The organism is Nitrospira sp. Vd2, assembly GCF_979581665.1.
Window position 1 is genome coordinate 1 of the sequence record NZ_CEFZSK010000037.1, and the last position, 26,382, is coordinate 26,382.

The window sequence follows — 26,382 nt, forward strand, 5'->3', positions numbered from 1 at the left end:
ATCCTGGCCAGCGTGGCTCGATTTTGTCAGCGCACTTCAGAGACAGGACACTAGTGGCGGCTTACCGGGAATTTGAACAACGGGTTCAGTTACTGAGTTCGACGAGGGGCGACAAGACGGAGATGGTGTTGGCCGCCGTTCGTCATTTGCCGGATCGGTTCAGAATGGTGGACGTCGAACGGCTCTGCCCTCACGTCACCAGGGACATGATTCGCGTTGTGCTCAATAAATTGAAGAAGCAGGGAGAAGTCTGGTCCGAAGGCGCAGGCGCTGCGGCAGTTTGGCGGAAACGTGGGAATAACCCATGAATGGTGGTAATGGAGGTGGTAATAACTCCGCGTGCGAGCGGCGCAGGGCTTTCTATGAACGCCACAAGTCCGTCGCGGTCGTGATGATCCTGCTCGTGTTCCTCGCCCCGATCGTCGGCGTGTTTGTCGATGGGGTACGCGGGGCGGTCCTTGGACTCGCGATTTCAGTTGCCGCGTATTACATTGCCCCGTATGCCACGCCTCAATAGACCCATTCGCCCGCACCGATGATACCGAGCTGAGGCGAGCGGCGACGAAGAGCTGCTTGCGGAAGCCCAGTGTCCGTACTACCCTCTCTACTGTATCGCTGCCTGACGTTCGTTCTGCTTTTCGCCCATCGCCGTACCACGGAGAGACGCCATGGAAGACTCATCGCTCGGGGATGTGTTTGATGCCCACGTGAGGCATGAGTTCGTGGACCACGACGTCGACGCGACGATGCGGACGATGACGGCGGAGCCGTACCTGATTCATCTCCCGACGCTTACCGGGGGAGACGGCGCCGCCGAGGTTCGCCGCTTCTACGAACAGTTCTTCGTGGGGAAATGGCCGGTCGATACGAACGTGACCCGCATCTCTCGAACCGTCGGCACCGATCAGGTGGTCGATGAGCTCATCCTCAGCTTCACGCACGATGTGCGTCTCGACTTCATGCTGCCCGGGATTGCTCCGACGGGAAAGCGTGTCGAACTGCCGACCGTCGTCGTGATGAAGTTCGAGCACGGCAAGATCGCACACGAGCATATCTACTGGGATCAAGGATCGCTGCTGGCTCAAGTTGGCCTGCTCGATCCACGGTCGCTCCCAGTGATCGGCATCGAGCAGGCCGCGGCGCTTCGCGCACATGCCGCGCATTAGCAAGACTTAGTATGGCACTGAGCGGGCGCTCACAGGCCCCGCCGGCTCACAATCAGGCCGACGCGCTCCTATGGCGAAGGGCTGCTCCATGTTGTCCTTACCGTTCAAGCCCTAAACGTTTTTGGCCTCTGCTCACAAACTCCCGGATGCCTACGGTAGGGAGACGATCGTCGCCTGGATCGCAAGGAGGTGTCTGATGCCGATGTACGAGTACAAGTGCCTCGACTGCGGCAAGGAATCGGAGGTGAGTCTTACCTTGAAGGATCACGAAACGGGCGCCGCCACCTGCCCGTCCTGCAAGAGTACGCGGATGGAGCAGTTGATCAGCGCGGTCACGGCGAAGACCAGCCGCAAGAGCTGAGGTCGAATCGTCAATCACGGATCACGGCCTTCCGCCGCGGTTGCGGAGACCCGGGCGACGTGCCAGCATTGGTCGGGAACGCGCTAGAACGCTCGGGAGGGGGCGGGCGGGGCTGGCTTGTCCGGTTGCTCGAAGATCAGGAGCTGTGGGCCGATCCTGATGCGGTCCTTGTGAAGCAACGGCTGCTCGTCGACCCGGGCGCCGTTCACGTAGGTGCCTTCCGCGCTGCCCAAATCTTCGACATAGTACGTCGAATTGATGTTCACGAGGCGGGCATGATACTCGGACACGTCTCGATCGGTGAGGATGAGATGATTGTCGAGCGCCCGCCCAATTGTAAATTCCATTTCCTCCAACGGTAGTTCTTCTTCACCGCTGCCCAACAGGACGACCCGCAGTTTCGCCTGTCCCATGATGGATCCTTGTTTCATGTTACGCACCGGCTCCAAGCATGCATGGCTCCTGCCTACTCGATTCCTTTGGTCAATGGCCGTGTGGACGTTTCGCAGGAAGTGTGCCGGGTGCATTGACGCAGGGCCGACCATTTAGAGAAGCGTTCGAACAGAAACGATCACCCGTCCACGGCGAAGGAACACATTCTGTCACTGGCACTCGAAAAATGTACCGGCGGTCCGTTTAGCCCGCACGGGGTCATTTTGCCTTGATGCACTCGATATCCAGCTTGATGAGCACGTCATCGCCGACGACGAGCCCGCCGTTGTCGAGCGTCTTGCTCCAATTGATGCCGAAATCCTTGCGATTGATTTTCCCTTCCGCGGTGAAGCCGGCGCGAAGATTGCCCCAGGGGTCCTTGCTCACGCCGTTGAAATTGCCGACGAGCGTGATCTCCTTCGTCACGCCGTGCAGCGTCAGGTCGCCAACAGCCGTGTAGTGATCCCCCGTCTTCTGATAGCTCTTCAGCTTGTACGTCATCGTCGGGTATTTCTCGACATCGAAGAAGTCCGGGCTCTTCAGATGCGTATCGCGCTTTTGGTGGTTGGTCGTGATACTCGCCGTCTTGATCGTGGCCTCGATGGTTTTCACCGTCTTGGCATCCGGGTCCATCTCGATGAATCCACTGTAGTCCATGAACTGTCCGCGCGTCTTCGAGACCACCATGTGATCGATGGAAAAGCCGATGGTCGAATGCTCCGGATCGACGTTGTAACGGGCCATTTCCGCCGTCGCGGTGTCGGCCCCGGCCCATACCGCGAAGACAATCGCCCACACTCCGTACGAAACTCGTCGCATGTCTTCCTCCTGTCTCGTGCCTCTTGTGGCTCTTGTGCTGCGAGCCGCATCGCCGCCACGTCGGCGCGCCAGAGTACTGACTTCCCCCGAGACGGTCAAGAGCCGGCACTTCATTTTCTTTTTCTCTCGACGCAGCCATCTCCGACTCGTCGGAGAGCGGTATAATGAGGCATCATGCGAGCCCTCGTGAAGACCGAGCGGGCGCCCGGCCTCGTCCTCCGGCAGATGGCCGAACCCCAGCCGGCCGAAGGTGAAGTGCTGATCCGGGTCAAAGCAACCTCCCTCTGCGGGACCGACGCCCACATTTATCGATGGGACGAATGGGCACACAGCCGCATTCACCCGCCACGGATCATCGGCCACGAACTCTGCGGCGAGGTGGTCGAACTCGGACCAGGTGTGACAATGGTCGCCGTCGGCGATTATGTTGCGGCCGAATCACACCTCACGTGCGGTGTCTGTTTTCAATGTCGGACCGGGCAGGCGCACGTCTGCAAGAACTACCGGATCTTGGGCATCGATGTGGACGGCTCCTACGCGGATTATCTCGTCTTGCCCGAGCGGGTGCTGTGGAAGACGGCCGCGGACATTCCTCCCCATCTTGCGTGTGTCCAAGAGCCCCTGGGCAACGCCGTCTACGCCGCGCTGGTCGAGGATGTCGCCGGACGGTCGGTCTTCATCAGTGGGTGTGGACCGACGGGGTTGTTTGCCGCAGGTGTGGCGAGAGTGGCGGGCGCCTCGGTGATTCTCGCGTCCGATGTCAGCGACTATCGGCTGGGGCTCGCCAAGCAGATGGGTGTCGATCACACACTGAACGTGCAGGCGGAATCAGCCGAGACAATCGAGAGCACCATCCGGGATATCACGGGTGGGGAGGGGGTCGACGCGGCCCTGGAGATGTCCGGCCATCCCGCGGCGCTTCACTTGGCATTCCGTTCGGTGAAGAACGGCGGCCGGGTGACCTTGTTCGGAATTCCCACCGGTCCCGTCTGCTTCGATCTGACCAATGAAATCATCTTCAAGGGCATCCGCGTCTATGGCGTCACCGGCCGACGGCTCTTCGATACCTGGTTCCGCTTGGCCGGACTCTTCAAGGCCGGCCTCGACATCCGCCCGGTCGTCACACATACGTTCCCGTTGGAGAAATTTGCCGACGCGTTCGCCCTCATCGAGAGCGGCCGGTGCGGGAAGGTCGTCCTCCGTCCGTAAGCGTCGGCCTCACTCCGATCTCCTCGCGCGGGGTTCGTGAAGAGCCGGCCGGCTCCCGCTGGCTGCGGAGCCTGACCTCATTTAGTCGACACGCCGGGCGCCTCAGGGCCGGTTGATACCGCTTTCACCTTCGCTTCTTTGTACTCACCGTCCGGAGTCCATCCTCCACCGAGCGCCCGATACAACTGGACGACCGAGACGAGATGAAGCCGATGGGAGGCGGTCAACGCCAATTCCGCATCGAATAGATTCCGCTGCGCGATCAACACGTCCACATAGCTCGCGAGCCCACCTTTGTACCGGAGATTGGCAAGTCGCAGGGCCGAGCGCAGGGCCTCGACCTGCGCTTGTTGGGCGTCCCGCTGCTCGCGGGCCGTCTTGACGGCGATCAGCGCGTCTTCCACCTCCCGAAAGGCCACGAGCACCTGCTGCTCGTACTGGGCGACCGCCTGTTGCGCCTGCGCTTCGACCGCTCGCTGCTGGAATCCCAACGCCTGGGCGTTCACGAGCGGCGCGGTAAAGCCAAACCCGGCCTCGAAAAACTGTCCGTCTTTCTTGCCCCCTCCCTTGACCAGTTGGTGCAGGATGGGGTTTGCATAGCCCATGATCGAGGTCAGACTGATCTTCGGGAAGCGATCGGCCTTCGCGGCGCCGACCCGCGCGGTCGCGGCGTGCAGGTCCTGCTCGGCCTGAACGATATCCGGCCGACGCTGCAGCAATTCAGACGGAAGCCCAGGGGGCACCTCCGGCGGCATGATTTGTTCCGTCAACGTGAGGCCGCGCGCGATCGTTTGCGGATTCCGGCCCAGCAGCACGCTCAGCTCATTTTCCTTCTGGATCATCTGACGCTCGAACTCGGCGGCTCGCGCGGCGGCGTTCGCCCGCTCGGCCTCGAACTGATCCGCATCGAGCTTCGTGATCGTGCCGTGCCGGAGCTGCGCTTGAGCGATCCGGACCGATTCTTCCCAGGACCTCAGCGTGCGGCGCGCGATATCAAGCTGCATATCGAACTGCAGGAGGTCGAAATAGGCCTGCGCGACGCTGCTCACCAGGTCGAGAATGATCGCGCGCCGGTTCTCTTCACGGGACAGCAGGTCGGACAAGCCGGCCTCCGTGGCTCGGCGAATCCGTCCCCAGACGTCAATTTCCCAGCTCAGATTGGCCGAGAGGTAGTACGCAAAGGGATTCGGGAAGCCCGGGAACGTAAAGACGGTCTGCCGGCCAAGGACCGGTGCGTTCGTCGAGGCGATGAAGCCCGGCGCAAAATCCATCTTGGAAACCATCAGGCGCGCCTGGAACTCTTCGACCGTGGCCATCACGCGCTTGAGATCCTTGTTCTCGACCATCGCCGTGCGGATGAGCTGCTGCAGTTGCTCGTCGCGCAGGAGCTGCCACCACGGCAGATTCGCGAGCGAGGTCATCTCCGTATCGCTCATGACGCGGAAGTTTTCGGGCACCGAGACGGCGGGCCGTTGATAGTCCGGCCCCATCGCGCACCCCGTCAACAGCAGCACCGTCAGGAGCAAGAACAACACTTTCTTCAACCTTGTTCGACGCCGAGCGTCGTGGCACGCGAACAGGATTAACGAACGTCCTTGCTGGAAATCGCCACGACCGGTTCTTGAGCTACTACACTCCATAATTATGGGTTCACCCTTATTCGGTGCGGAACCTCGTGACCTGCGAACAGGGTTAGCGAACGTCGGAGCCTTGAATCGCCATTGCCGGTTCATGAGCTACGATGCGCGACCTGAAGCGTTCGCTCACGCTGCGGACCAGGATGAAGAACAGCGGCACGAAGAAGATCGCCATAAACGTGGCCGCGAGCATGCCGCCGAGCACGCCCGTCCCGATGGACTGGCGGCTGGCGGCCCCCGCCCCCGTCGCAAACGCCAGAGGGCCGACGCCGAGGATGAACGCCATGGACGTCATGATGATCGGGCGAAACCGCAAGCGCGCGCCTTCGACGGCTGCGTCATGCAACGAGAGCCCGGCCTCGCGGCGGTGATTGGCGAACTCGACGATCAGGATCGCGTTCTTCGCCGCGAGACCGATCAAGGTCACCAGCCCGATTTGCAGATAAATGTCGTTGGTCATCCCGCGGACCCACACCGCCGCCAGCGCCCCGAACACTCCGAACGGGACGGCGAGGATGACCGCGAACGGCACGGTCCAGCTTTCGAACTGCGCCGCGAGCACCAAGAAGACCATCAGCAAGCCGAAAGCGAACGCATAGACCGACTGATGGCCCACCTTGCGCTCCTGGTAGGAGATGCCGCTCCACTCGAGCGCGTAGCCTTTCGGGACCAGCACCTCCTGCGCGATCGCCTCGAGCGCATCGAGGGCTTGCCCGGAACTGTAGCCGGGCGCGGAGGCGCCGAGGACCAGCGCCGTATTGAATCCATTAAAGTGGGTGACCGGATCGGGGCCGCTCGTGTATTCGGTGTCCACCACCGTGTTCAACGGAATCATCGCGGGCCCGTGACTGTTCACGGAATTGGCCCGGACGTACACGTTTGCGATATCTTCGGGCCGCATGCGGTATTGCGCCTCCGCCTCGGTCTGAACTCGGTACACGCGCCCGAACTTCACGAAGTCGTTCACATAATAGTTGCCGAAGTAGGCCTGCATGGTGTCGAAGATCTCCGAGATCGGGACACCCAGCGCCTTCGCCCGCTCCCGGTTCACGCGCGCATAGAGACGCGGCGCCGTCACCCGGAAGCCGGTTCCGATCCCGCCGATGGCCGGGTTCTGGCGGGCCTTCGCGATGAATTCCTGAGTGACGGCAGAGAACTTGCCAAAGTCTCCACCGCTCGGATCTTGAATCTGCGCAGAAAAGCCGCCCGTCGCGCCCAGACCGCGGATCGAGGGCGCGTTGAAGGCCAGGATCAAGGCTTCCGGGATCTTTGCGAACTCCCGATAGGCCGCTCCGATGATGCCCTGAACACGCTGCTCGGGCTTGGTGCGCTCGTCCCAGTGGCGAAGCGGCAGGAACATCGTGGCCGAATTCGACCCGCGTGTATTGAACACGAAGTTCATGCCCGACATCGCGTCGGTGGAATGGATCGCGGGATTGGCGAGGAAGTACTGCTCGAGCCTGGTGAGCACCGCGTCCGTCCGCTGCTTCGACGCGCCGTCCGGCAACTGCACGATCGAAATGAAATAGCCCTGGTCCTCGTCAGGCAAGAACCCCGGCGGGATCACCCGGAAGATCAGCGCGGTGATGCCGATCAGGATGACGAAGACGGCGAGCGCGATCACCGGTCGGTTTGTGACCGTCCCGACAGCGGACGTATACCGATGCTGCACGCCCGCGAACGCGCGATTGAACAGGCGCCAGAACCCGCCGGCCCGCTCCGGGTTATAGCCCGGTTTCAGGACCAGCGCCGCGAGCGCGGGGCTGAGCGTGAGCGCAACGAAGCCCGAGATCACCACGGAGATCGCGATCGTGATGGCGAATTGCTTGTACAGTTCGCCGGTAATGCCGGCGAGGAACCCGACCGGGACGAAGACCGCGCAGAGGACCAGGACGATCGCGATGACCGGTGCCGTCACCTCCGCCATGGCTCGCTTGGCGGCTTCCTTCGCCGAGCAACGTTCTTCCCGCATGTGCCGCTCGACGTTTTCCACGACTACGATCGCATCGTCCACGACGATGCCGATCGCCAGCACCATCCCGAACAACGTCAGCGTATTGATCGAAAACCCGAACGCCGCCATGGCCGCGAACGTGCCGATCAACGAAACCGGCACGGCAACCGCGGGAATCAGCGTCGCGCGCCACGTCTGCAGGAACAGGTAGACGACCAGGATCACCAAGATCAGCGCTTCACCCAACGTGATGACGACTTCCTTGATCGAGACCTCGATGAACCGGGTCGTATCGTATGGAATGTCGTAATGCATGCCGGGCGGAAACGATTTGGACAGCCGGTCGATCTCGCCGCGCACCCGCTTGACCGTATCGAGCGCGTTGGCGCCCGGCGCCAAAAACGTCAGCAAAAAGACGTTCGGCTTGCCGTTCCACCGACCTTCGAGAACATAGGATTGGGCTCCCAGTTCGATGCGCGCGACGTCCTTCAGGCGAATCATCGAGCCGTCCGGCATGGCGCGGACGATCATCTCCTCGAAATCTTTGACATCGGTCAATCGCCCGAGGGTGATCACCGGAATGGTCAACTCGGTCCCTTTCAACGCCGGTTCACGGCCGATCTGGCCGGCGGGAAAGTCCCGATTCTGCTCTCGGATGACGTTCGCGATATCAGTCGGGATCAGACTGAACTGCGCCATTCGGACCGGATCGAGAATGATCCGCATGGAATAGTTCTGCTGCCCAAAGACCTGCCCCTCCCCCACGCCGGGAATCCGCTTGAGGTTGTCGATCACGCGAAGAATGGCGTAGTTCGAGATGTAGACCGTGTCGTGCGTGGGATCGCTCGAGCTCAAGGCGATGACGCACAAGAGATCGGGAGAGAACTTCTTGATGCTGATCCCTTGCCGCACGACTTCGGGCGGCAACTGGGGCTCAGCGAGCGCCTCGCGGTTCTGCGTCTGGACTTGCGCGATGTCGACGTTCGTGCCGATCTCGAACGTCAGGCGCATACTGAGGTGGCCGTCGTTCGTGCTGGTGGAATCGTAGTACAGCAGATTGTCGATGCCGGGAAGCTGTACCTCGATGGGCCGGGCCACGGAATCGGCGACCACTTCGGCGCTCGCCCCGGGATAGTCGGCCTCAAGTTGCACGACCGGGGGCGTGATCTCCGGAAACTGCGCGATCGGCAATGCCTGTAACGCGACCAGGCCGACGACCACGATCACGATCGACAGAACCGACGCGAAGATAGGCCGGTCGATAAAGAATGCGGAACTCACTTCGGCGCCTCGCCGCTCGGCTGGGTCGGCTTCGCGGGGGATGCCGCTTCCGGTGTCGCTCCATTTGCCGACACCGGCACCGCTTTCACGGGCCCCCCTGGCGTCACTTTGTGGAAGCCGTCCACGATGACCTGTTCACCGGGTTTGAGCCCTTCTTCGATGATCCATTGGTTGCCCTCCCAGCTCGCGGCCTTGACCGACCGCATCTCGGCCTTCTCACCCTCGGCGACGACGAACACGATCGGCCCTTTCGGCCCCTGTTGGACGGCCCGTTGGGGCACCAGAATCACGTCGGTCTTGACCGTGCCCTTGAACCGGACGGTCACGAATTGGCCGGGCATAAGCACGCGATCGGGGTTCGGGAAGACCACGCGGGCCTGCCGCGACCCCGTCTCGGTCTTGAGCCCGACATCCGCGAAGTCGAGGACGCCTTCGTGCTCATAGATGGAGCCGTCGGCAAACTTGAGGACCCCCGTGAGCTCGTAAATCCCGGGATGCTGCACGCGTTTCGCGATGATGTCGCGGCGGCGCTTGAGCAGGAAACTCTCGGGGGCGCTCACGATGACATACATGGGATCGACTTGGTGAATGATCGTGAGTAGATCGGTCTGCGCCGAAATGAGCCGCCCCTCATAGAAGCGCGTCCGCTCGATGAGCCCGCTGATCGGCGCAACGATCAGTGTGTTGTCCAAGTCCCACTTGGCTCTGATGAGATCGGCCCGGAAGGTATCGAGCGCCGCCTTGGCGGCCAATTCCTCCGCGATGGCATCATCCACGTCTTTTTGGCTGACCGCTTGCTCGGCGAGCAACGGCTTGACGCGGGCCAAATTCTGTTGCGCCTGCACCAACCGCGCTTCGGCCTGCTCGATGCGGGCCTTCGTGCTCGCGACCGCCGCCTGGAACGGCACCGGGTCGATCTTGTACAGCTTGTCCCCTTTCTTGACGTCCCGCCCTTCCTGAAAGTACAGCTCTCTGAGAATCCCCGTCACTTGAGACCGAATCTCGACCGGGCGAGACGACTCCGTTTCACCGATGAACTCCGGCTCATCGGGCACGTCTTGGGTGCTCACCGTCATGACCCTGACTTCCGGCAACGGCGGAGCGGGCGATGAGGCCGTTTCCTTCTGACACGCCGCAACGAGCACGAGGAGCACGATCCCCGCGATCGAGCCCATGTATGCCGCCGGCTTCTTACTGAATGCCCGTCCTCGCTTCATCTTCTTCCAATCCCGGAGTCGTCCGTAAGCAGACGATGACACAGCTGCACGGAGAGATTCAATCGGGCGCCGCGTCGGATCACCGTACGGAGGCCGCGACGCCGTTGATGGTCTTGCCCGCTTCAGAGAGCGCTTGCGCAAGCGTGATCAACCCGCGCGGGCGGCAGCATCCGTTGTCTTGAAAGTCGATGTGGCCGCTCTCGAGGCCGGCGTACATCTCCCTGAAGAGCCGGGCGGTCGACTCCGAGCATCCCAGCCGAGTGAAGGTTGGAACGACGGCGTCGAGCGGCAGCACTTCGACCTGAACAGGACGATGAAACACATCGGCCGCCACACGTGCCACATCGGCCGGACTGTAGAGTGCCGGGCCGGACAACTCGAGCACGCGGTGCCCCTTCGGACGATCCAGCAAACATTCGGCAGCCAGCAGTCCGATGTCACGGGTCGCAATCATCGGAATCGCCCGATCGGCGGAGAGAAATGATGGCAGCACGCCGCGCGAGCGAGCCTCGTGTAACGCCGGCACCCAGTTTTCCATGAAGTAGGGCGCGCGGATGATCGTCACGTTGCGGGCCGCGCCTCGAAGCTGCGCTTCGGCGTCGTGCAGCACCTGAATCACGCCCGTTCCTTCGGCGTGGTGGGCTCCGATGGACGACAGAAACACGACGTGCCGAACCTCGCTGTCCCGGACGGCATTCGCGACGGCCGACACCAGGGCACGCCGGTCGGTAAGATAGTCGGGAGCCTCATAATGCGGCGGCACAAGGAGATAGGCTCCGTCCACATTCTTCAGTGCCTCGGTCAGCGCCGCCCGATCACTCAGGGAGGCGACAACGATCTCGGCGCCGTTCGCCTTCCACGGCAGGCCTTTCTCTTCCGATCGTACCAACACCGAGACCGACTGACGGCGGGACAGCAACGTCTCGGCGACCACCGATCCAGTATGGCCCGTCGCCCCTGCCACAACAAACATGGTTGTCCTCTCTGGTTCAGCTGTCAAAAAATCAATCCAGGATCGGTCGGCGCCGTCCCGGGTGCGGCGTTCATCGTTGCGCCGGGACCGTTTGGGCCGCGCTTGACAGCCGGCGGTCGAGGCGCAGCCTCGGCCTGGGGAGCGCCGTTCGGCCGGTTGCGCGGCTTGGATGAATCGGCCGTCGGCATCGAGCGCCTGAGTCGCTCGCCGCCGGCAGTCGGTTGGGGGCCTTCGATCGTCTTCTCGATGGCTGCGGCATTGGCGAGCGGGAGAAAGCCAGCCGCTCCTCCGATGAGAGCCACCGCAACGAGGGTGGCCCTGAGCAATCTACCGTTGAACATCATCGTGGTCCTCATGTCAGCCCACCGCCTTGAAGGCCTTCACATCGATGTCGGCGGCGACTCGTTGGCTCAGCCATCGGGTCAGCCACCCGTCGACCGACCACTTCCCCCCGCCGGTTGCCAGCAGGGCGAGCGCGATGCCGATGACCAGCAGGTGGTACTCGAAGCCTTCGCCGGTCTGTTTACCGAACCAGTTCATGAAGAATCCTTGCGGCCAGTGAACCATGGCAATGGCCCCCGCCATGATCATAATGTAGCTCACCGCGGTCACGCGGGTCAGGAAGCCGGCGATCAACGCCAGACTCCCGATCGACTCGCCGATGATTACCAGGAAAGCGATCAACCATGGGAGGTGCATGACGTTCGTAAAGTAGCCCATCGTGCCGCTGAAGCCATTGCCGCCGAACCACCCGAGCAGCTTTTGCGCGCCGTGCGCGAACATGACGACACCCGCGCTGACGCGTAAGATCAGTCCCGCCCAATTGTCGTCCGTCTTGACCAGATCGTACATATCGAACCTCCTCTTACTCGGCTCCATTCCTCACGACGTCATGAGGAACGACCGGGCCGTTTCCTCACTACATCCATGACGCCGCGTGTCGCGAGCCAATCCTTCATGAGCAAGCCGAGCACGAGCATCGGCCCCATGACGAGCAGCGCGTACCAGGTCCACCACATCGATGTATTCATGTTCGACCTCTTGAAAAGCTTCCACGATCACGATCGGTGTGTACAGCAAGGTCCATTCCAGGCTGCCTCGCGTCAATCGGGGGAAATTTTTTGAATGAAACACGGGCGTTCGGGCAGTGATCGCAGAAAGAGGGCCGAAGATGACGAAGCGGGCGGACGATGGATCGTCAGTGACGAAGGTGCTCGTCACTCCTGGGAAGGCCGCGGCTGGTCACACGTGGGGCCGAGAGATGCCGAGCTTCTTGATCTTGGAGTTGAGCGTCGTCCGCTTCATACCCAAGCGGGCGGCGGCCCCCGACGGCCCGCCGATGCGCCAGTTGCTCTCCTTTAACGCCAGGAGAATATGCTCGCGCTCCGCGTCTTCGAGGGTCCCTGCGCTGGTCGTTTCGGGGCGAACCGGTGCCGCGAGTTCGGCGACGGGGACGGCAAGCTCGGCTCCGGTGGAGAGGATCACGGAGCGCTCGATGAAATTTTCCAACTCGCGCACGTTACCCGGCCACGAGTAGCGGGACAGTGCGTCCATCGCGGACACGGGGATCATCGTGATCGTCTTTCCCATTCGGGCCGCATACCGCGCGGCAAAATGGCGGACGAGGATCGGGATGTCGCCGGGGCGGGCGCGCAGCGGGGGCAGCGTGATGGGAAACACGTTCAGGCGGTAGTAGAGATCGCTCCGGAATCGTTGCTCGCGGACCAACACGGCGAGGTCGCGGTTGGTCGCGCCGATCAGCCGGACGTTGACTGTAATCGTACGCGTGCTTCCCAGCCGCTCGAATTCCTGCTCCTGGAGCACGCGCAGCAACTTCGATTGCAGCTCCAGCGGGATGTCGCCCACCTCGTCCAAGAACAGCGTGCCGCGATCGGCGAGCTCGAACCGGCCGATCTTCTGAGCGATCGCGCCGGTAAAGGCGCCCTTTTCATGGCCGAACAACTCGCTTTCCAGCAGGCCGGTTGGAATGGCGGCGCAGTTGAGTTTGACGAACGTCCGATCGCGCCGCCCGCTCAGATGGTGAATGGCTCGCGCGATCAACTCTTTGCCGGTGCCGGTCTCGCCCAACACGAGCACGGTGGAATCCGTGGGCGCGACGATCTCGACCTGCTTCAACACGCTCTTGAGCGGCTGGCTCTCCCCGACGATGTTTTCGAAGTTGTTCTCGGTTCGGATCTCCTCTTCGAGATACAGCTTTTCTTTGGCCAGCTTGTCCTTCAGCGTCGCGATTTCCTGATAGGCCAGCGCATTTGCGACGGCAATGGCGAGTTGACGCGCCACGTGGTCGAGCAGATCGATCTCGTCGTGCGAGAAGGGGACCGCATCCACGCGGGACACGGTCAAGGCGCCCAACGGTCGTTCATGTGCGATCAGCGGGAGGCAAGCATGCGCGCGGACGCCGGCCGCGACCAACACCTGCGCAACCTGCGACGGCATGGTCTTGAGGTCGTCGGCTGAAAAGACAACCGGTTTGCGCGTACGAAAGGCAATCCCGCCCGGCGTGCCGTCGACGGGGGCTAACGTCCCCTCCTCGATCCATTCGCGCCCTATGCCGGTCCCGGCATACAACCGGAGGCGGTCGGATTCCGGGTCATAGAGGACCAGGCTTGCGCGATCGTGACGCACGGCCCGTTGCAACGGGTTCGCGACCACATCGAGCAAGCGCCGGAGATCGACGATCGAGACGGCGGCATTGTTGAGGTCGAGCAAAAGGCGCAACCGGTCCCGTTCTCGGCTCAATGCGTCGCGGTGCAGGATATTGTCAACGGCCACGGCGACCTGTTTGGCAACTTGGGAGAGAAATTCGAGATCGGTCGGGTGGTACGCCGCTCCTTTTTGGCTCCCGAATCCGAGCGCACCGAGCCGGCGAACGGCCGTCGTCAAGGGCACGATGCACACCGCCTTCGTCCCATCCTCCTGCATCAGCCGGGTGACGGCCGGCCACCGTGTTTCTTGGCCCACGTCTGGAATCAGCAGCGGCTGCTGATGTCGCCAGACCCAGCCATCGGGGCACTCGTCGACCGGCCATTCGTGCCCTCCGATCATCTCGCCGTCGACATTCGTTCGGATTGACTGTAAGCGCATCGTCTTACGGGTCTCGACATACAGCGAAAGGCCAACGATGTTGACATCGACGACATCCGGGAGCCGAGCGGCCAGCTCATCGAGCAACGCCGCGAATTCGACGTGCCGCGCAATCGCCTCCGCGACATCGAGCAAGGACCGATACCGGCGGGCGAGAGAGCCGTCTTGATCCGGCCTGTCGTCGTTCATGTCATATTCTCGTGCTCATGAGCATACGTGACCGCACGATCGAAAACCAACCGGCGCAGCCGAGCGGGACCTCGTTGAACGTGCCGTCCTCCTCGAACTACAATGGATTCGATTCCACCATTCTCCGTGGGATCAGCAGCCCATGGCCTACCGATCGTTTCACACCGCCGTCGAACAGCAACTCAAGGATATCCGCGCCGCCGGCTTGTATAAGACCGAACGGGAGCTTCTCGGCCCGCAAGGCGGGCGCATCGAGGTCCGGCAAGGCTCCGTTCTGAACCTATGCGCCAACAACTATCTCGGGCTGGCGAATCATCCGGCGATCCTGGAGGCGGCCATCGAAGGCCTGCGTCGGTATGGCTATGGGATGGCCTCCGTGCGGTTCATCTGTGGGACGCAGGACCTACACAAGCGATTGGAAGCGGCGATCACGTCGTTTCTCGGGACGGACGACACGATCCTTTATAGCTCGTGCTTCGACGCGAACACCGGCCTGTTCGAAACACTGCTCGACGAGCGTGACGCCGTGATCAGTGACGCCCTCAATCATGCGAGCCTGATCGACGGCATCCGTCTATGCAAGGCGAAGCGGTTCCGGTACGCTCATTCCGACATGGCGGAATTGGAAAGGGTGTTGACAGACGCCCAAGGTGCCCATCTGCGACTCATCGCCACCGATGGCGTCTTTTCGATGGACGGTGACCTCGCGAAGCTGGATCAAATCGTCGATCTCGCCGACCGCTACGACGCCTTGGTCGTCGTCGACGACAGCCATGCGACGGGGGTCTTGGGCCGATCGGGCCGGGGCACCCCTGATGAGTTGGGAGTGGCGGATCGCGTCGACCTCGTGACCAGCACATTGGGTAAAACGTTGGGAGGCGCGTCCGGCGGCTTCACGTCCGGGCGGCGGGCGATCATCGAGCTGCTGCGGCAACGCTCACGGCCATATCTCTTTTCCAATTCGCTCGCGCCCGTGATCGCCGCCGCCGCCCTGCGGGCGCTGCAGCTCGTGATCGAGGGCGATGCGCTGCGAGCGGTGCTCCGCGACCACGCGACCTATTTCCGCGCGGCCCTCAGCGATCTCGGCTTTCGTCTGGTACCCGGCCATCATCCGATCATTCCCGTCCTGCTCGGCGATGCCACGCTTGCCACACAAATGGCCGATCTCCTGCTGAAGGAAGGGGTCTACGTGATCGGGTTCAGTTATCCGGTCGTGCCAAAAGGGCAGGCTCGGATTCGCGTGCAAATGTCCGCGGCACAGACGCGCGCCCAGCTCGAGGAGGCGGTCGCGGCCTTTGCCAGGGTGGGTCGACAACTCGGCGTCATTCGCTGACGTACGATGAGAAAGGCTGGGCCGACTATGAGCCGCTGCCGAGGCAGTGGACCACCGCCTCGGCGATCGCCGATTCCTCATCGACTGCGACGACGAGCGCCGCCGGCGTGGCTGAATCGACACTGATCCGGGCGGTCTTTCCCGTCGGCACATTGACTGCTGTTCGATTGCGCGCCTCGTCCAGCCGCAGCCCGCACCACTCCATGCCGCCACAGATCCGGGCTCGAATGTCTGCCGCATGTTCTCCAATGCCGCCGCCGAAGACGACCGCATCCGCACCGTCAAGCACCGCCAGATAGGCGCCGATGTACTTGCGCACGCGATAGCAGAAGAGGGTGAGCGCCAGTGCCGCCGCCTCATCGCCCTGCGCCTCCGCGTCGAGGAGTGCGCGCACATCGTTCGAGCGGCCGGAGAGGCCCAATAAGCCGGACCGTTCATTGAGCCACTGCTCGACCGTTTGGGGTGACACGCGCTCTCGTTCGGCGAGATACGCCACGATGGCGGGGTCCAGATCGCCGGATCGCGTGCCCATCACCAACCCTTCGAGCGGCGTCATCCCCATCGACGTGTCGATGGATTGCCCGCCCGACACGGCCCCGGCGGAACAGCCATTTCCCAGTTGCAGGGTAATCAAGCGAAGAGCGGTGAGGGGTTGGCCAAGAGCCCGCGCGGCCGCTTCTGCGAGCGACTTGTGCGCGATGCCGTGAAAGCCATAGCGCCGAATCTGATGTCGGGCAGCGAGATCGCGCGGAATGGCGTAGGTGGCCGCGACCATCGGCATCGCGGCGTGAAATGCGGTATCGAACACGGCGATCATCGGCCGCGTCGCGCCGAGGGCGGCACGAGTGGCGCGAATCACGGTGAGGCTGGGCGGATTATGCAGAGGCGCCAGCATGGTGAGCGCGTCCAGCTCGGCGATCACGTCGCCGGTCAGCAGCGTGGGCTCACGAAATCGTTCACCGCCATGAACGACGCGATGCCCCACGGCCTGAACGGCCTGCGTATCGATATGGCGGAACAGCCACGCCACCGCGGCGCCATGATCGTGAATCGGCTCCTCAGGCGTTCGCCGTTCGTGGCCGATCATGGCCACCGCGGCGCTTTGGGATCCGATTCCGGTCACGGCGCCGGAGAGAAGAGTACTGAGTGCTGAGTGCTCGGCGTCGGACCGGGAGGTCGAGGAAGGCGGAGCCTCAAAGAGACGAAACTTCAGGGATGAGCTCCCGGCATTGAGAACGAGGATCCGCATTAGATAAAGAAGTGCTGAGTCCCGAGTGATGAGTGATGAGCGGAAGAGGACTCGGCAGGTTCTTGGCGCACTCTGCACTCATGACTCAGCACTCAGCACTTTATCATCTCCTCACTGTCGCACGGCTTGCGCTCGCTTCTGAAGATAGGCGTTGCGGACGGCGCCGTACAGATCGACCGTGGCTTCCTCCACCCCTTGGAACGTCTCCAGATTAATCGAGCGTTCGTTGACGATCTCTTCGGTGCGCGCGCCGAAGTTGGCAAAGAAGGCGGCATCTTGATCTGTGACCCACGCCGGCTGCCCCACACGGATCGTCGCAAATGCAAAATAGTTGATCGGATCAAGCATGATGTCCGCGACATAGCCAAGCGCATCACGCAACGTAAAGGGTGGGAGCAGCGGCAGGACGAGGTACGGGCCCGGCTTCACACCGTAAAAGCCGAGGGTCTGGCCAGTGTCTTCATCCGGCGTCTCGAGGCCGAACACTTCCTTTGCAAAGTCGAGCGTGCCCGCGATCCCGAACGCCGTGTTCACCACAAAGCGAGTCAGCTCGATGCCGGCGCCCTTAAACTTGCCTTGAAAGATGTTGTTCAAGAAACGCGGAACGAACCGCACGTTGTGAAAGAAGCGACTGAGCCCGCGCTCGATTTCATCCGGCATCACTTTGTCATACGCCGTCGCCACGGGCTTCAAGACATACCGGTCGATCTTTCGATTGAGATTGAACATCGCCACATTGAACGGCTCCCAGGGGTCGTACTCTTCGACTTCCTCGGCCCGCTCGCCGGGTTTCGCGAAGGGATCGTACAGCTCCTCTTCGAGCCCTCCGGCCTCCGGGGAGACGGCCGGCGGGGGGCCGGGCGCACCCGCTTCAACAGAGGGAACCTTCGGAAGTGGCTTGGATGGCTGCGCGGCCGGCCGCGCGGCCGCGGGGCTGACTTGAGCGGGTTCAGCCGGCCGTGGCCTGCTCTCACCTTCCGGGCGTGAGGCCGGTGTGACTGCCCGACCTTCCTCCGATTTACGATCCGCCAACTCCGCGCACCCTTGCGAGATGAGCATCGCCACAGCCAGTGCGATCGTCTTGAGCGCCCCGTGCCTCCGTCGCCGCACTCGTCCCTCCTGAGACAGTTCCCACTAAGCCAAATTGCCGCGGCACTGTAGCAGAAGCGGCGGACGCAGAAAAGCCCCGAACAGTGCTCAAGAAGAAGATTGTGTCCTAGGATTAGAATCCCAAAGCGTGCGGCATGCCATCGTCGCCTGTTGTTCGGAGAGCCGCCGCATGAGTTACTGTCCCTCTTTGGGAAGCGCGCCTTGAAGAGCCGTTCGGGAATTAAAGGCATAGTGAAGACCAACGTACGGCGGCTTGGACGGTCCATTCAGGCCCAAGGGCGCATTATCCCCCGTTACTCCCAAGCGTACCGATGACTGCAGGTACGAGCGCGGAGACCTTGATCTGATAGGTAGCCAGAAAGAGCTTATTAAGGGTCGCAAGGATACTAAAACAAAAGAACAGATAGAGAGCGACACCGGCAGTGCGCCGGGCTTCGCGCTTCACGACGGAGAGGCCGTCCATACCTCCTGCTCTCGAGCCGGCCGGAGACCTTCACTTATCGTCTCGCCAGGGAAGATAGGAAGATACTGTCAGGAGTGACAGGTGGTCACCCTCCCAGCGGCGACGCTCATGCTGCACCTCTTCGGTTGCTCTCCGTCGGCCCGGGTCCATCCGGCCCAAGCTGACGACCGACGGTGGCGTACGCGCCTCCCTCATCGGCTCCGTGACAACCTCCGAGTGCTGAAGGACGATCTTCGCTCAGCCTTGCGGTAACGGTTCGCAGTCGGAAAATGGCCACCACAGCCGAGGCCTCCCCTCAATGTTGGCGGACCAGGAAGGCGGCGGCATCGTCCGTCCATTCCAACTCGCTGTACAGAAGGCGGCGAATCAGGCTCAGGAAGGAGATTGTTGGGGTGGCTGAGGGGGAATGAGAAGATGGCCCGTTCTCGTTGACGCCGGATTGCAGGGAAGGTGGTAGCGGCGTCTTTGAAGCGACGACGCGTATCAATTCGGCGGAGACGTGCGTGCCGGCGGGAAGTCGCGCGACCGCGTGGATACCGCGATCTCGTAGTCGGTGTGAGGGATACGACCATGGCATGCCCGCTCTGATGAAGTTGTCCTGACTGTAGTCGTTCGGGAATAACAACACCGCATTCGAATCCAGATCGACGTTGTAGAGGTAGATATAGGCGTCGCGGGACGTCGTGACGGTCATGATCGCTTCATCGCCGTCGACATAATTGGATCGATTGAGGGAGAGGTGCACCCGAAAATTCCTGTCATGCTCGTCGCGTTCGGGTGCGATACACGTTCTGATTTGAGCCGTGTATCGGCACGCCGTACAGCCGACATCATCGGTCAACTCGCTGAAGATGACCTCTTCCTGGACTTGTCGGCCCTGATGGCTCGCGCGGAGCAATGTTTCTGTCAGGCTGTATTCACCGCGCAAGGATTGCTCCTGCTGAAAATCGAGAAACCGGTGGTCGAGCCGAACGCCCAAGACCTGCTCCATTGCTGTTCGCCGGGCATCCGCGATCGCCTGCGCTCGCGCTTGGTGTTTCGTGTCCTGCTCCCCGAACGGCACAGATGCGCGGGACTCCACCCACATACATCCCTCGGCCTCGGGTCCTTGCACCCGAGGAGCGGCCGGCGAGGCCTGCTCGTGTCCTCTTGTGTCCCTGGTTGCTTGCCGAACATCGTGAGGCTCGCTCGTGCACGAGCCTAGCGCCAACGTGAACAACATGAGTCGAGATGGCAGCGACCAATCACCCATACAATCGCTACTCGAACAGAACCAGACTCCCTTTCAGACTTTCCAGGTCGCCTAAGAGCTGCGGCGTCTGTTCGGTGTTGTATTGGCGTCGAGCCACTCGTTCGACCTGCGGCTTCAGATATTCAAATAGCTCGGGCACCTCGATCTTGCCATCGTGGTTCATGTCCGCTTCCCCACCAAGCCCCTTTAGCAGGAAATAGGTCATGAGACCATGGGCTTTGTCATCATAGCTGCTCGAAATCTGAGTACTGCCGCTCGCCGCAATCACGATGGTCTTGCCGGTTGCGATCACAGGGTTGGTGACTTCCGTCACAATCGGACGCATCGACTTCGCCATCAATGATCGTCCCCCGGCGCCGGAGAAGCACGAATCCAAGATCACGACGACTTCCTTGGCCGGCAGATCGGCGAGGTGCGCGTACAGGCGCCTCAGCGAATAGCCGGTGTTTTCGATGAAAGTCAGATCGCCATCATAGGGCAGCAAGAACGCATCACCCGTTTTGGCGTTGAAGGTGCCGTGCCCCGAGTAATAGATGAAGATGACGTCATCCTTTTCGACGCGATTGGCCAGCCAGGTTTCAAAGTATTTTTCCAAATCGCTTTTCGACGCGCGGTGATTAATCAGCAGTGCCACGTTTTCCGGCGGGTAGCCAAGCGTCTGCGACACATAGTCGGCAACGACGGCCGCGTCTCGCTCGGCAAATTCGGCCCGCGGCAGCGGATCCCTGTATGTCTCGACCCCGACGACAACCGCATGGGCCTTGTTTCGTATGTGGGTCGTCTTTCGGGGTGAATCGACATCGCTCACCTTCACAAGGTTCGATGGGCTACCGGCCACCGGCTGTGCGACGGGGACAGTTTTAGGAACGAGCGTCACGTGGAGCGTGTCTGGATCGACGCCATAGGCACGCTCGCTCACGAGGTCCACGCCCAGGCCGATGAGGCCATAGCCTAAGAACGCCAAATTGCCCCATACCCACCCGCCGAATTTCCGGAGCAGTTTGACGTCTTGTGGTTCATACCCGTCCTTTTCAATATGAATGGTCGGTTCTTTTCCCCGTCGAATGGGGAGGGTGACCGGCTGAACCGTTTCGTATGTTTGGCCGTTCACGAATGCCTTGGCACCAGGAGGACTTGTGGCAAGCGTCACGTCGACGGTACTGCCGGCCATAATCGTCGCACAGCCAGAAAGGAGCAGGATCACCAGGACAAGGGGAACGAACGTGAGGGTTCTCATGGCGAGCCTCACAATGGAAATCCGCGGTAGCCAGAGGCAGAACGGAGAAGGCCCTCTTCCTCCTCAGGATCCTGACGTCAGGAGAGGTGATGGCTCAGGTGGAGCCGCCGTTCGTTGATCACGTGTCCTGCGGAAGAGAACGTGCCTTCCGCCTCCCGACTCACTCCAACTGCTTCGAGCCGTTGATCAGCATAGATCACGGTCGTCCACCAGCCGGCAGAATACCTGCTTGCTGGGCGCCGTGAAAAAACCCCGCAGTTCAGTCCGGCCGAACGACGTCTTTCACGTTCCTATGGAATAGTTGTTATAGCGGCCTTCAGGTCACGGGCTCCTGTTTTGAAAGCCGTAACCCCGGCGCTCTTCACCCTGCTCGAACCCGTTGCGCAGCACCATAATCCATGTCACAAACCGTATGGTCGACACAGCGAACGCCCGGATGCCGATGGCGCGTCCCAGCCTGCTGTCGGGAGAAAAGGGGGCGTGGCACAGCGCAAGAATGGTGCATACCGTGGCAAGTACGCACATCTTGAAGACAGCTTCGGGGAAAGTCCAGGCAGCAAAAGGACGATGGGGATGACATAGAGAATGTCGCCGCCCCAGTCCCGAGCGGGGTCAGTAGATCAAGCGCGAAGACGCACAAGCCGAGGGTCGCCCCGAGAAACTCGATTCGCGGCACAGTGTCGAACCTATGAAACCACCCTTGGAACATCTCTTGAGGTTCAACGCTACGAGAAACGCCCCCCACCGCCATGGGGACTCCTTAGGCTGCGTCATCCTTATACATCGGCGAGCCGCGAAACAAATCTGTAAAAAGTGACAGCATGGGAGAATGCGATAGAGATCCGACATTCTCTCTTCGTCGGTCAGAAGGTCGTGTCATGCCGCTTCACCTTCCCGAGGATGGCGAAGGCATCCATCCTTCAACAGAAAGCGGATCACTGAAACGCGAGAGGTGTACCTCGGCATTCGACGGCGGACCACTTCCGGGAGAACAGTTACGAACACCGGCTCGTTATTCCACACGAAAACGCTTTTCGAAACTCTCATCCGAAATTCTGCCACAACGGTCCCTATAACGGTCTCTCTATTGACAGCTATAGGTGTGCGCTCGCATCGTGCATTGAACGATCGTTGTGTCGTACATCTCGGCATAGAGGCATTCGGTAAGTGATGGTTCGATACCGATTCCCCAGGCTGCCCGCGCGCAGGCAGGCGCTGGTGGGGCGGTTTCGGCAGCACCATGCATTGCTGGTCAGCCAGATGCTGGCTCACCTCGATTATTTGGAGGAAGCCATCGAGCGGCTCAGTGAGCCCGTTGGCGAGCCGCTGCGCTCTTTCGCGGCGATGCTGGCGCCTCTGGATGCGATCCCGGAGGTGAACCAGCGGACGATTGAAGGCATCGTGGCAGACATCGGCTTGGACCTGCGCCCCTTTCCGTCGGATCGGCATCTGGTGAGTTGGAGCGGCCTCTGCCCCGGCCATCATGAGAGCGCGGGGAAACGCAGGATCGGCACGCCCCGGAAGGGCAACCGGTGGCTGCGCTACCACGTTGGTCGAAGCGGCCATCGCGGCGGTTCGCGCCAAAGACAGTCGGCTCGCCGCCCGCTATCGGCGCATCATGCGTCACCGCGGACATAAGAAGGCAGTCGTGACCGTCGCCCAACACCATCCTCGTGATTGTCTATCACATGCTCAAGCACGGGAGCCCGTACTACGAACTCGGGGCCGCGTATCTCAATCAGCGCGAACGGGTACACGCCACGCGCCGCTATGTCAAACAACTGGAGCGTTTGGGCCACCGCGTGATCTTTGAGCCGGCGGTTTACCAACGGCGGCATTTTCGAAGTAGGTTCTCGTCAGCCCCCTGCTGCTTGTCTCTGATGAAGAAACGTGGCCCCGAGGCGCAGTGAAATGCCCACTACTCGCTGCTCCTTCGGTCGTCGTTCTCGCGTCCTCTATAGCGTTCATACACGCTGTGGCCGTGCGCCTGCTCATGTGCGTTGACGCCCGCTTTCTGCGTTAGCGGCCATTGCTCACTACAGTCATCACAGACGAAGACCCATTCCTCGTCGCGACTGTCTTGAAAAGCGGCCAAATTCCACTTGGTCATACATACCTCCGGGTGACTTGGCTTTGAGACCAAGGGGTGGTAATACGTGCAACGTTTGCCGCTTGCCAGTATAGGCTCAGCTCCTACCTTGACAATCCTAGTTTGTGCTACGGGAGAACGTTTAGGTGCCGTCGTCGCGGAGACACATACAGCAGGCAGGAACGCGATGAATAAACAGTTCCATCGAAGATCACCATGATCGCCGACGCGCTCGTCCGGAAAGGTCGCCGGGAGAAGGTGGGCGAAAGGGAACGCCCGCACCTTCCCCCGGCAGTCACGCGGCTTTCGCCTAAAAAGAGTTCCCAGATCGTTCGTCTTGGATGCTGATGATTCGCATCATCTCATCGGTCAACGATGTGCTGTTGGTACGATCCGGCGTGCTCATGGGTCTCTCTTGCAGTATGCCGAGCAACGTGACCACTTCGTCATTGACCCTCGCCTGATCTCCCTGACCGACGGCCGCACGCAGTTTGTCGAGCTGCGCCTGATACGCCGGTGTACCACTCTGCGCGACGATCACGACACTCGCGCGCTTCTGATCTTGTGCCGCCGCATTGCTCACCGCCATGCCGACGCACGCGGCGATTGTCAGAGCCGTCGCTGTCCCGATTGCCCACGCTTTCATAACGCCTCCAATTAGGTGATGTAGTAGGTGGAAGGGGAATCGTTTCTTGGTCCATGCGTGTCCCTACACTCAACAACGATGCCAGTGCGCCGCGCCAGCACCGATTGCCAACAGCAGGGGCGAAAGTCACCCGGATGGGTGAGCGCCTTTAACCCATACGGATTGTTTTGGGCTTTGTACGGATGAACGATCCATTCGCGACACGTATCAAGACCGATACGCCGTGTATCTTTTCGGTTGATGCGAAGGAGACATCAAGCTAGCAGGATAACAATTCCACGCTTCGCAGCATTTTGAGAGTTAGCTCGATGGCGAGTGAGGGTTGAGACGTTGCTAGCCCTCTAAACTTAGGTATGAACTACGAATTGCAGCGCCGTAGGCGGCTACGATAGCATTGGACACCTTCACAGCCTACGTGTTCACCTGTGACAACCTTCTGGCGTTCCGAAGTCACCATTCCAGTAGTCCTGACGTTCATCGCCGCGCTCGATCTCCTCACACCGGTTGGCATCGTGCTATGCGTGTTGTACGTTGTGCCCGTTTACCTTTCGAGTCGCTTGCCGTTCGCCCCGACTCGACAATCGCACTCGGTATACGGTGTGGCGGCCGTGAGTAGTGCTTTGACTCTCCTTGGGTTCATCGTCTCCCCGAACGGCGGTATCCAGTCGATCGCCGTGACCAACCGACTTATCGCACTTCTGCTGATCGCGTCGGCAGCCATCCTTGTCTTGAGACAAGTCCGGCTCTTTGCCGAGAACGTCGAACTTCGGGCACTCTTGCCCATCTGCTCGTACTGCAAAAGCATTCGTGACGAACGAGGCGGATGGCATAGAGTCGATGACTACCTGCACCGCCACACCGGCGTTCAGTTCACTCATGGTATGTGCCCGGACTGTCTCGAAGTGTACATGGAAGCCGTCCGCAAAGAATCGATCGTCCAATCAACTGCCGTCGTTCGGTAGAGATTGGAGTCCTTTGGCTTTGCAGCAGTTCGAAGAAGCGATGGTGGGGCGCGAGCTCAAGATGATCGCACTCAAGCCGGAACTTGATCAAGCAGCCACGAATTGGCGATTCTGAAGCCGACAGGTCCAAGGGCGCCGCCCAAGGCCTCGATTCAGTGATCTTCACGCCGCGACCGTCTCTCCATTTTCAATTCCCCTGAACACAAGGGATGCCGCGACCGCCGCACGGGCGTGCGCCGTCGGCATCGCTCCGCACGCTGCCCGTTACGGTCTAAGCGGCCTGAGGAAATAAAAAATGAAGGCCGTGAGACTGACAGGTCGTCCGGCTTTCCCGTGTGCCGTCGGCGAGCTCTAGAGTTATCACCGTCACACGCCCGTGCGAATCATAGGAATACCGCGGCCCTGATAGACCACCTCCTTCAGAAGTCTTCGTTCTCTATCATACGTATAGATATGTCACGCGCGGAAGTCGGCATCGCCGACGCCATGACGAGCATGAACAGAAGAACGACAAGCTTGATGAACTTCATCGTGAACGCCCTTTGCGCATGAGCCACTGGAGCACAAACAACAGCAAGACCGACCACGGGCCAAACCGCAACCGTGGGCTTTCACAGGTTGACATACCCTACAGCCTCGTCCCACATCAGTAATGCGAAACCAGCGTGATGTGTACTATCATGCCGGCTCCACCGAAGAAACATCCCGATGGTCAGCAGAGGAAGGTAGTGGGCGCCGCAACCAAACGGCCGGCGAAAAGCGCAGCGGGGTCAGCAGGCTCACGAGGTAGGTGGACAACGCTGAGCGCCGCCATAGCCAGCCCTTTGGCCGCGTCAGGGTGAGGCAGTTGGAGGGGCGTCATCGGTTGCTGAATGACCTTCTCATGAAGAGGGCGGAGGAATCGATGTCGAAGGCGGAGGAAGTGACGGGTGCGGACGCCAGCGCCGTGCGGAGGACAGCCCTTCCCGGCCGGCTGCTGATCGCAGTCGTCTTTCTGACGGCGATGGCGGCCTTTTTCTACTTTGATCTGAACAGGTACGTGTCGTTCGAGGCGATCAAGACGAATCGAGCGCGGCTTCTGGCATCTGCCGATGAACACTATGCGGCCGCGGTCGTCTCATTCATGGCCATCTATATCGTGCAGACTGCGTGTGCCCTGCCGGGTGCCACGATGTTGTCATTGATCGGCGGATTTTTGTTCGGCAGCCTCCTCGCCACTGTCTATATCAACGTCGGGGCGACGATCGGCGCGACACTCGCCTTTTTGGGCGCCCGTTACTTGTTCCACGATTGGGTGCAGCAGACGTTCGGGCATCGCCTGCATGGCTTTCAGGAGGGCTTCGCCAAAAACGCGTTTCACTATCTGCTGACCTTGCGCCTCATTCCCCTGTTTCCATTCTTCCTCGTCAATGTCTTGTCTGGTCTGACCCGGGTCCCCACCCGCACCTATGTCGCGGCGACGTCGCTTGGCATCATCCCCGGGAGTTTCGTCTATACCTTTGCCGGGGAGCAACTCGGCACGTTGACGTCGCCGGCCGAGATCGCATCGCCCCGCGTCCTAGTGGCACTGACCCTCTTGGGCGGGCTCGCGCTCGTTCCCCTCCTCTACCGAAAGATGAGAAGCGCGCACCCCGCCACGTAGCGGCGCAGCATCCTCCCGAGTCAGTACCATCCATCATGATCAGACTGATAGGATGA

The 26,382-nt window shown here is 61.0% G+C and carries 25 protein-coding genes and 1 pseudogene; 10 read left to right on the top strand and 16 right to left on the bottom strand.

Annotation, left to right across the window (positions count from 1 at the left end; all coding sequences use genetic code 11):
* From AC1U7K_RS13480 to AC1U7K_RS13495, 4 genes and pseudogenes are all read left to right on the top strand, one after another.
* Positions 1 to 308: pseudogene (locus AC1U7K_RS13480) on the top strand (Fic family protein); the annotation flags it as partial.
* A gap of 83 nt (positions 309 to 391) precedes the next feature.
* Positions 392 to 517 carry a hypothetical protein gene (locus tag AC1U7K_RS13485; RefSeq protein WP_480251942.1) on the top strand — a complete coding sequence of 42 codons (126 nt, stop codon included), beginning with the start codon at positions 392 to 394 and terminating at the stop codon, positions 515 to 517.
* A gap of 151 nt (positions 518 to 668) precedes the next feature.
* Entirely contained in the window at positions 669 to 1,166 is a 498-nt protein-coding gene (locus tag AC1U7K_RS13490) for an ester cyclase (protein ID WP_480251944.1), read from the top strand.
* Positions 1,167 to 1,362: 196 nt separating this feature from the next.
* Positions 1,363 to 1,527, top strand: a complete 165-nt coding sequence (locus tag AC1U7K_RS13495; protein ID WP_480251945.1) for an FmdB family zinc ribbon protein — start codon at positions 1,363 to 1,365, stop codon at positions 1,525 to 1,527.
* A gap of 83 nt (positions 1,528 to 1,610) precedes the next feature.
* On the opposite strand, the gene AC1U7K_RS13500 is transcribed toward AC1U7K_RS13495, so the two are convergent.
* Together AC1U7K_RS13500 and AC1U7K_RS13505 are read right to left on the bottom strand one after the other, a co-directional pair.
* Entirely contained in the window at positions 1,611 to 1,940 is a 330-nt protein-coding gene (locus AC1U7K_RS13500; RefSeq protein ID WP_480251946.1) for an FHA domain-containing protein, read from the bottom strand.
* A 238-nt stretch (positions 1,941 to 2,178) separates the two neighbouring features.
* Positions 2,179 to 2,778 (bottom strand): YceI family protein, encoded by a 600-nt coding sequence (locus AC1U7K_RS13505; RefSeq protein WP_480251948.1) that lies wholly within the window; start codon positions 2,776 to 2,778, stop codon positions 2,179 to 2,181.
* A 174-nt stretch (positions 2,779 to 2,952) separates the two neighbouring features.
* Between AC1U7K_RS13505 and tdh the strand changes: the two genes are divergently transcribed.
* Positions 2,953 to 3,987: an L-threonine 3-dehydrogenase gene (gene tdh, locus AC1U7K_RS13510; RefSeq protein ID WP_480251949.1), complete on the top strand. Its 1,035-nt coding sequence runs from the start codon at positions 2,953 to 2,955 to the stop codon at positions 3,985 to 3,987.
* A 77-nt stretch (positions 3,988 to 4,064) separates the two neighbouring features.
* Here the strand turns inward: tdh and AC1U7K_RS13515 are convergent, their stop codons facing one another.
* From AC1U7K_RS13515 to AC1U7K_RS13550, 8 genes are all read right to left on the bottom strand, one after another.
* Positions 4,065 to 5,522 carry an efflux transporter outer membrane subunit gene (locus AC1U7K_RS13515; protein WP_480252200.1) on the bottom strand — a complete coding sequence of 486 codons (1,458 nt, stop codon included), beginning with the start codon at positions 5,520 to 5,522 and terminating at the stop codon, positions 4,065 to 4,067.
* Positions 5,523 to 5,679: 157 nt separating this feature from the next.
* Entirely contained in the window at positions 5,680 to 8,859 is a 3,180-nt protein-coding gene (locus AC1U7K_RS13520) for a multidrug efflux RND transporter permease subunit (RefSeq protein ID WP_480251950.1), read from the bottom strand.
* Positions 8,856 to 10,076 carry an efflux RND transporter periplasmic adaptor subunit gene (locus tag AC1U7K_RS13525; RefSeq protein WP_480251951.1) on the bottom strand — a complete coding sequence of 407 codons (1,221 nt, stop codon included), beginning with the start codon at positions 10,074 to 10,076 and terminating at the stop codon, positions 8,856 to 8,858. Before AC1U7K_RS13525 ends, AC1U7K_RS13520 begins: the two co-directional genes overlap by 4 nt.
* Positions 10,077 to 10,155: 79 nt before the next feature.
* On the bottom strand, positions 10,156 to 11,049 hold the full coding sequence (locus AC1U7K_RS13530) for an NmrA family NAD(P)-binding protein (RefSeq protein ID WP_480251952.1): 894 nt from the start codon (positions 11,047 to 11,049) through the stop codon (positions 10,156 to 10,158).
* 23 nt (positions 11,050 to 11,072) lie between these two features.
* Positions 11,073 to 11,405, bottom strand: coding sequence for a hypothetical protein (locus tag AC1U7K_RS13535; protein WP_480251953.1), 333 nt, complete (start codon positions 11,403 to 11,405; stop codon positions 11,073 to 11,075).
* A 1-nt stretch (position 11,406) separates the two neighbouring features.
* Positions 11,407 to 11,901 (bottom strand): DoxX family protein, encoded by a 495-nt coding sequence (locus tag AC1U7K_RS13540; protein ID WP_480251954.1) that lies wholly within the window; start codon positions 11,899 to 11,901, stop codon positions 11,407 to 11,409.
* Positions 11,902 to 11,939: 38 nt separating this feature from the next.
* A complete protein-coding gene (locus AC1U7K_RS13545) occupies positions 11,940 to 12,080 on the bottom strand; it encodes a hypothetical protein (RefSeq protein WP_480251955.1) in 141 nt (46 codons plus the stop codon).
* 211 nt (positions 12,081 to 12,291) lie between these two features.
* Entirely contained in the window at positions 12,292 to 14,343 is a 2,052-nt protein-coding gene (locus tag AC1U7K_RS13550; RefSeq protein ID WP_480251956.1) for a sigma 54-interacting transcriptional regulator, read from the bottom strand.
* Between the two features lie 142 nt (positions 14,344 to 14,485).
* On the opposite strand from AC1U7K_RS13550, the gene AC1U7K_RS13555 reads away from it, so the two are divergent.
* Entirely contained in the window at positions 14,486 to 15,676 is a 1,191-nt protein-coding gene (locus AC1U7K_RS13555) for a glycine C-acetyltransferase (protein ID WP_480251957.1), read from the top strand.
* 25 nt (positions 15,677 to 15,701) lie between these two features.
* On the opposite strand, the gene AC1U7K_RS13560 is transcribed toward AC1U7K_RS13555, so the two are convergent.
* From AC1U7K_RS13560 to AC1U7K_RS13580, 5 genes are all read right to left on the bottom strand, one after another.
* The gene (locus AC1U7K_RS13560; protein ID WP_480251958.1) at positions 15,702 to 16,925 is read right to left on the bottom strand and encodes an acetate/propionate family kinase; all 1,224 of its coding nucleotides are present in this window, start codon (positions 16,923 to 16,925) and stop codon (positions 15,702 to 15,704) included.
* Between the two features lie 111 nt (positions 16,926 to 17,036).
* Entirely contained in the window at positions 17,037 to 18,035 is a 999-nt protein-coding gene (locus AC1U7K_RS13565; protein WP_480251959.1) for an MlaA family lipoprotein, read from the bottom strand.
* A 283-nt stretch (positions 18,036 to 18,318) separates the two neighbouring features.
* The gene (locus AC1U7K_RS13570; protein ID WP_480251961.1) at positions 18,319 to 18,498 is read right to left on the bottom strand and encodes a hypothetical protein; all 180 of its coding nucleotides are present in this window, start codon (positions 18,496 to 18,498) and stop codon (positions 18,319 to 18,321) included.
* A 295-nt stretch (positions 18,499 to 18,793) separates the two neighbouring features.
* Positions 18,794 to 19,585, bottom strand: a complete 792-nt coding sequence (locus tag AC1U7K_RS13575) for a DUF4384 domain-containing protein (RefSeq protein ID WP_480251962.1) — start codon at positions 19,583 to 19,585, stop codon at positions 18,794 to 18,796.
* Positions 19,586 to 19,757: 172 nt separating this feature from the next.
* On the bottom strand, positions 19,758 to 20,987 hold the full coding sequence (locus AC1U7K_RS13580) for a caspase family protein (protein WP_480251964.1): 1,230 nt from the start codon (positions 20,985 to 20,987) through the stop codon (positions 19,758 to 19,760).
* Between the two features lie 1,218 nt (positions 20,988 to 22,205).
* On the opposite strand from AC1U7K_RS13580, the gene AC1U7K_RS13585 reads away from it, so the two are divergent.
* On the top strand, positions 22,206 to 22,625 hold the full coding sequence (locus AC1U7K_RS13585; protein ID WP_480251965.1) for a transposase: 420 nt from the start codon (positions 22,206 to 22,208) through the stop codon (positions 22,623 to 22,625).
* A gap of 35 nt (positions 22,626 to 22,660) precedes the next feature.
* On the top strand, positions 22,661 to 22,897 hold the full coding sequence (locus tag AC1U7K_RS13590; protein WP_480251966.1) for a hypothetical protein: 237 nt from the start codon (positions 22,661 to 22,663) through the stop codon (positions 22,895 to 22,897).
* Between the two features lie 489 nt (positions 22,898 to 23,386).
* Here the strand turns inward: AC1U7K_RS13590 and AC1U7K_RS13595 are convergent, their stop codons facing one another.
* On the bottom strand, positions 23,387 to 23,722 hold the full coding sequence (locus AC1U7K_RS13595; protein WP_480251967.1) for a hypothetical protein: 336 nt from the start codon (positions 23,720 to 23,722) through the stop codon (positions 23,387 to 23,389).
* Positions 23,723 to 24,147: 425 nt separating this feature from the next.
* Here AC1U7K_RS13595 and AC1U7K_RS13600 point away from each other — a divergent pair, with 425 nt between their 5' ends.
* Positions 24,148 to 24,684, top strand: coding sequence for a hypothetical protein (locus tag AC1U7K_RS13600; protein WP_480251968.1), 537 nt, complete (start codon positions 24,148 to 24,150; stop codon positions 24,682 to 24,684).
* Between the two features lie 883 nt (positions 24,685 to 25,567).
* Entirely contained in the window at positions 25,568 to 26,326 is a 759-nt protein-coding gene (locus AC1U7K_RS13605; RefSeq protein ID WP_480251969.1) for a TVP38/TMEM64 family protein, read from the top strand.
* The last annotated feature ends 56 nt before the right edge of the window (positions 26,327 to 26,382 follow it).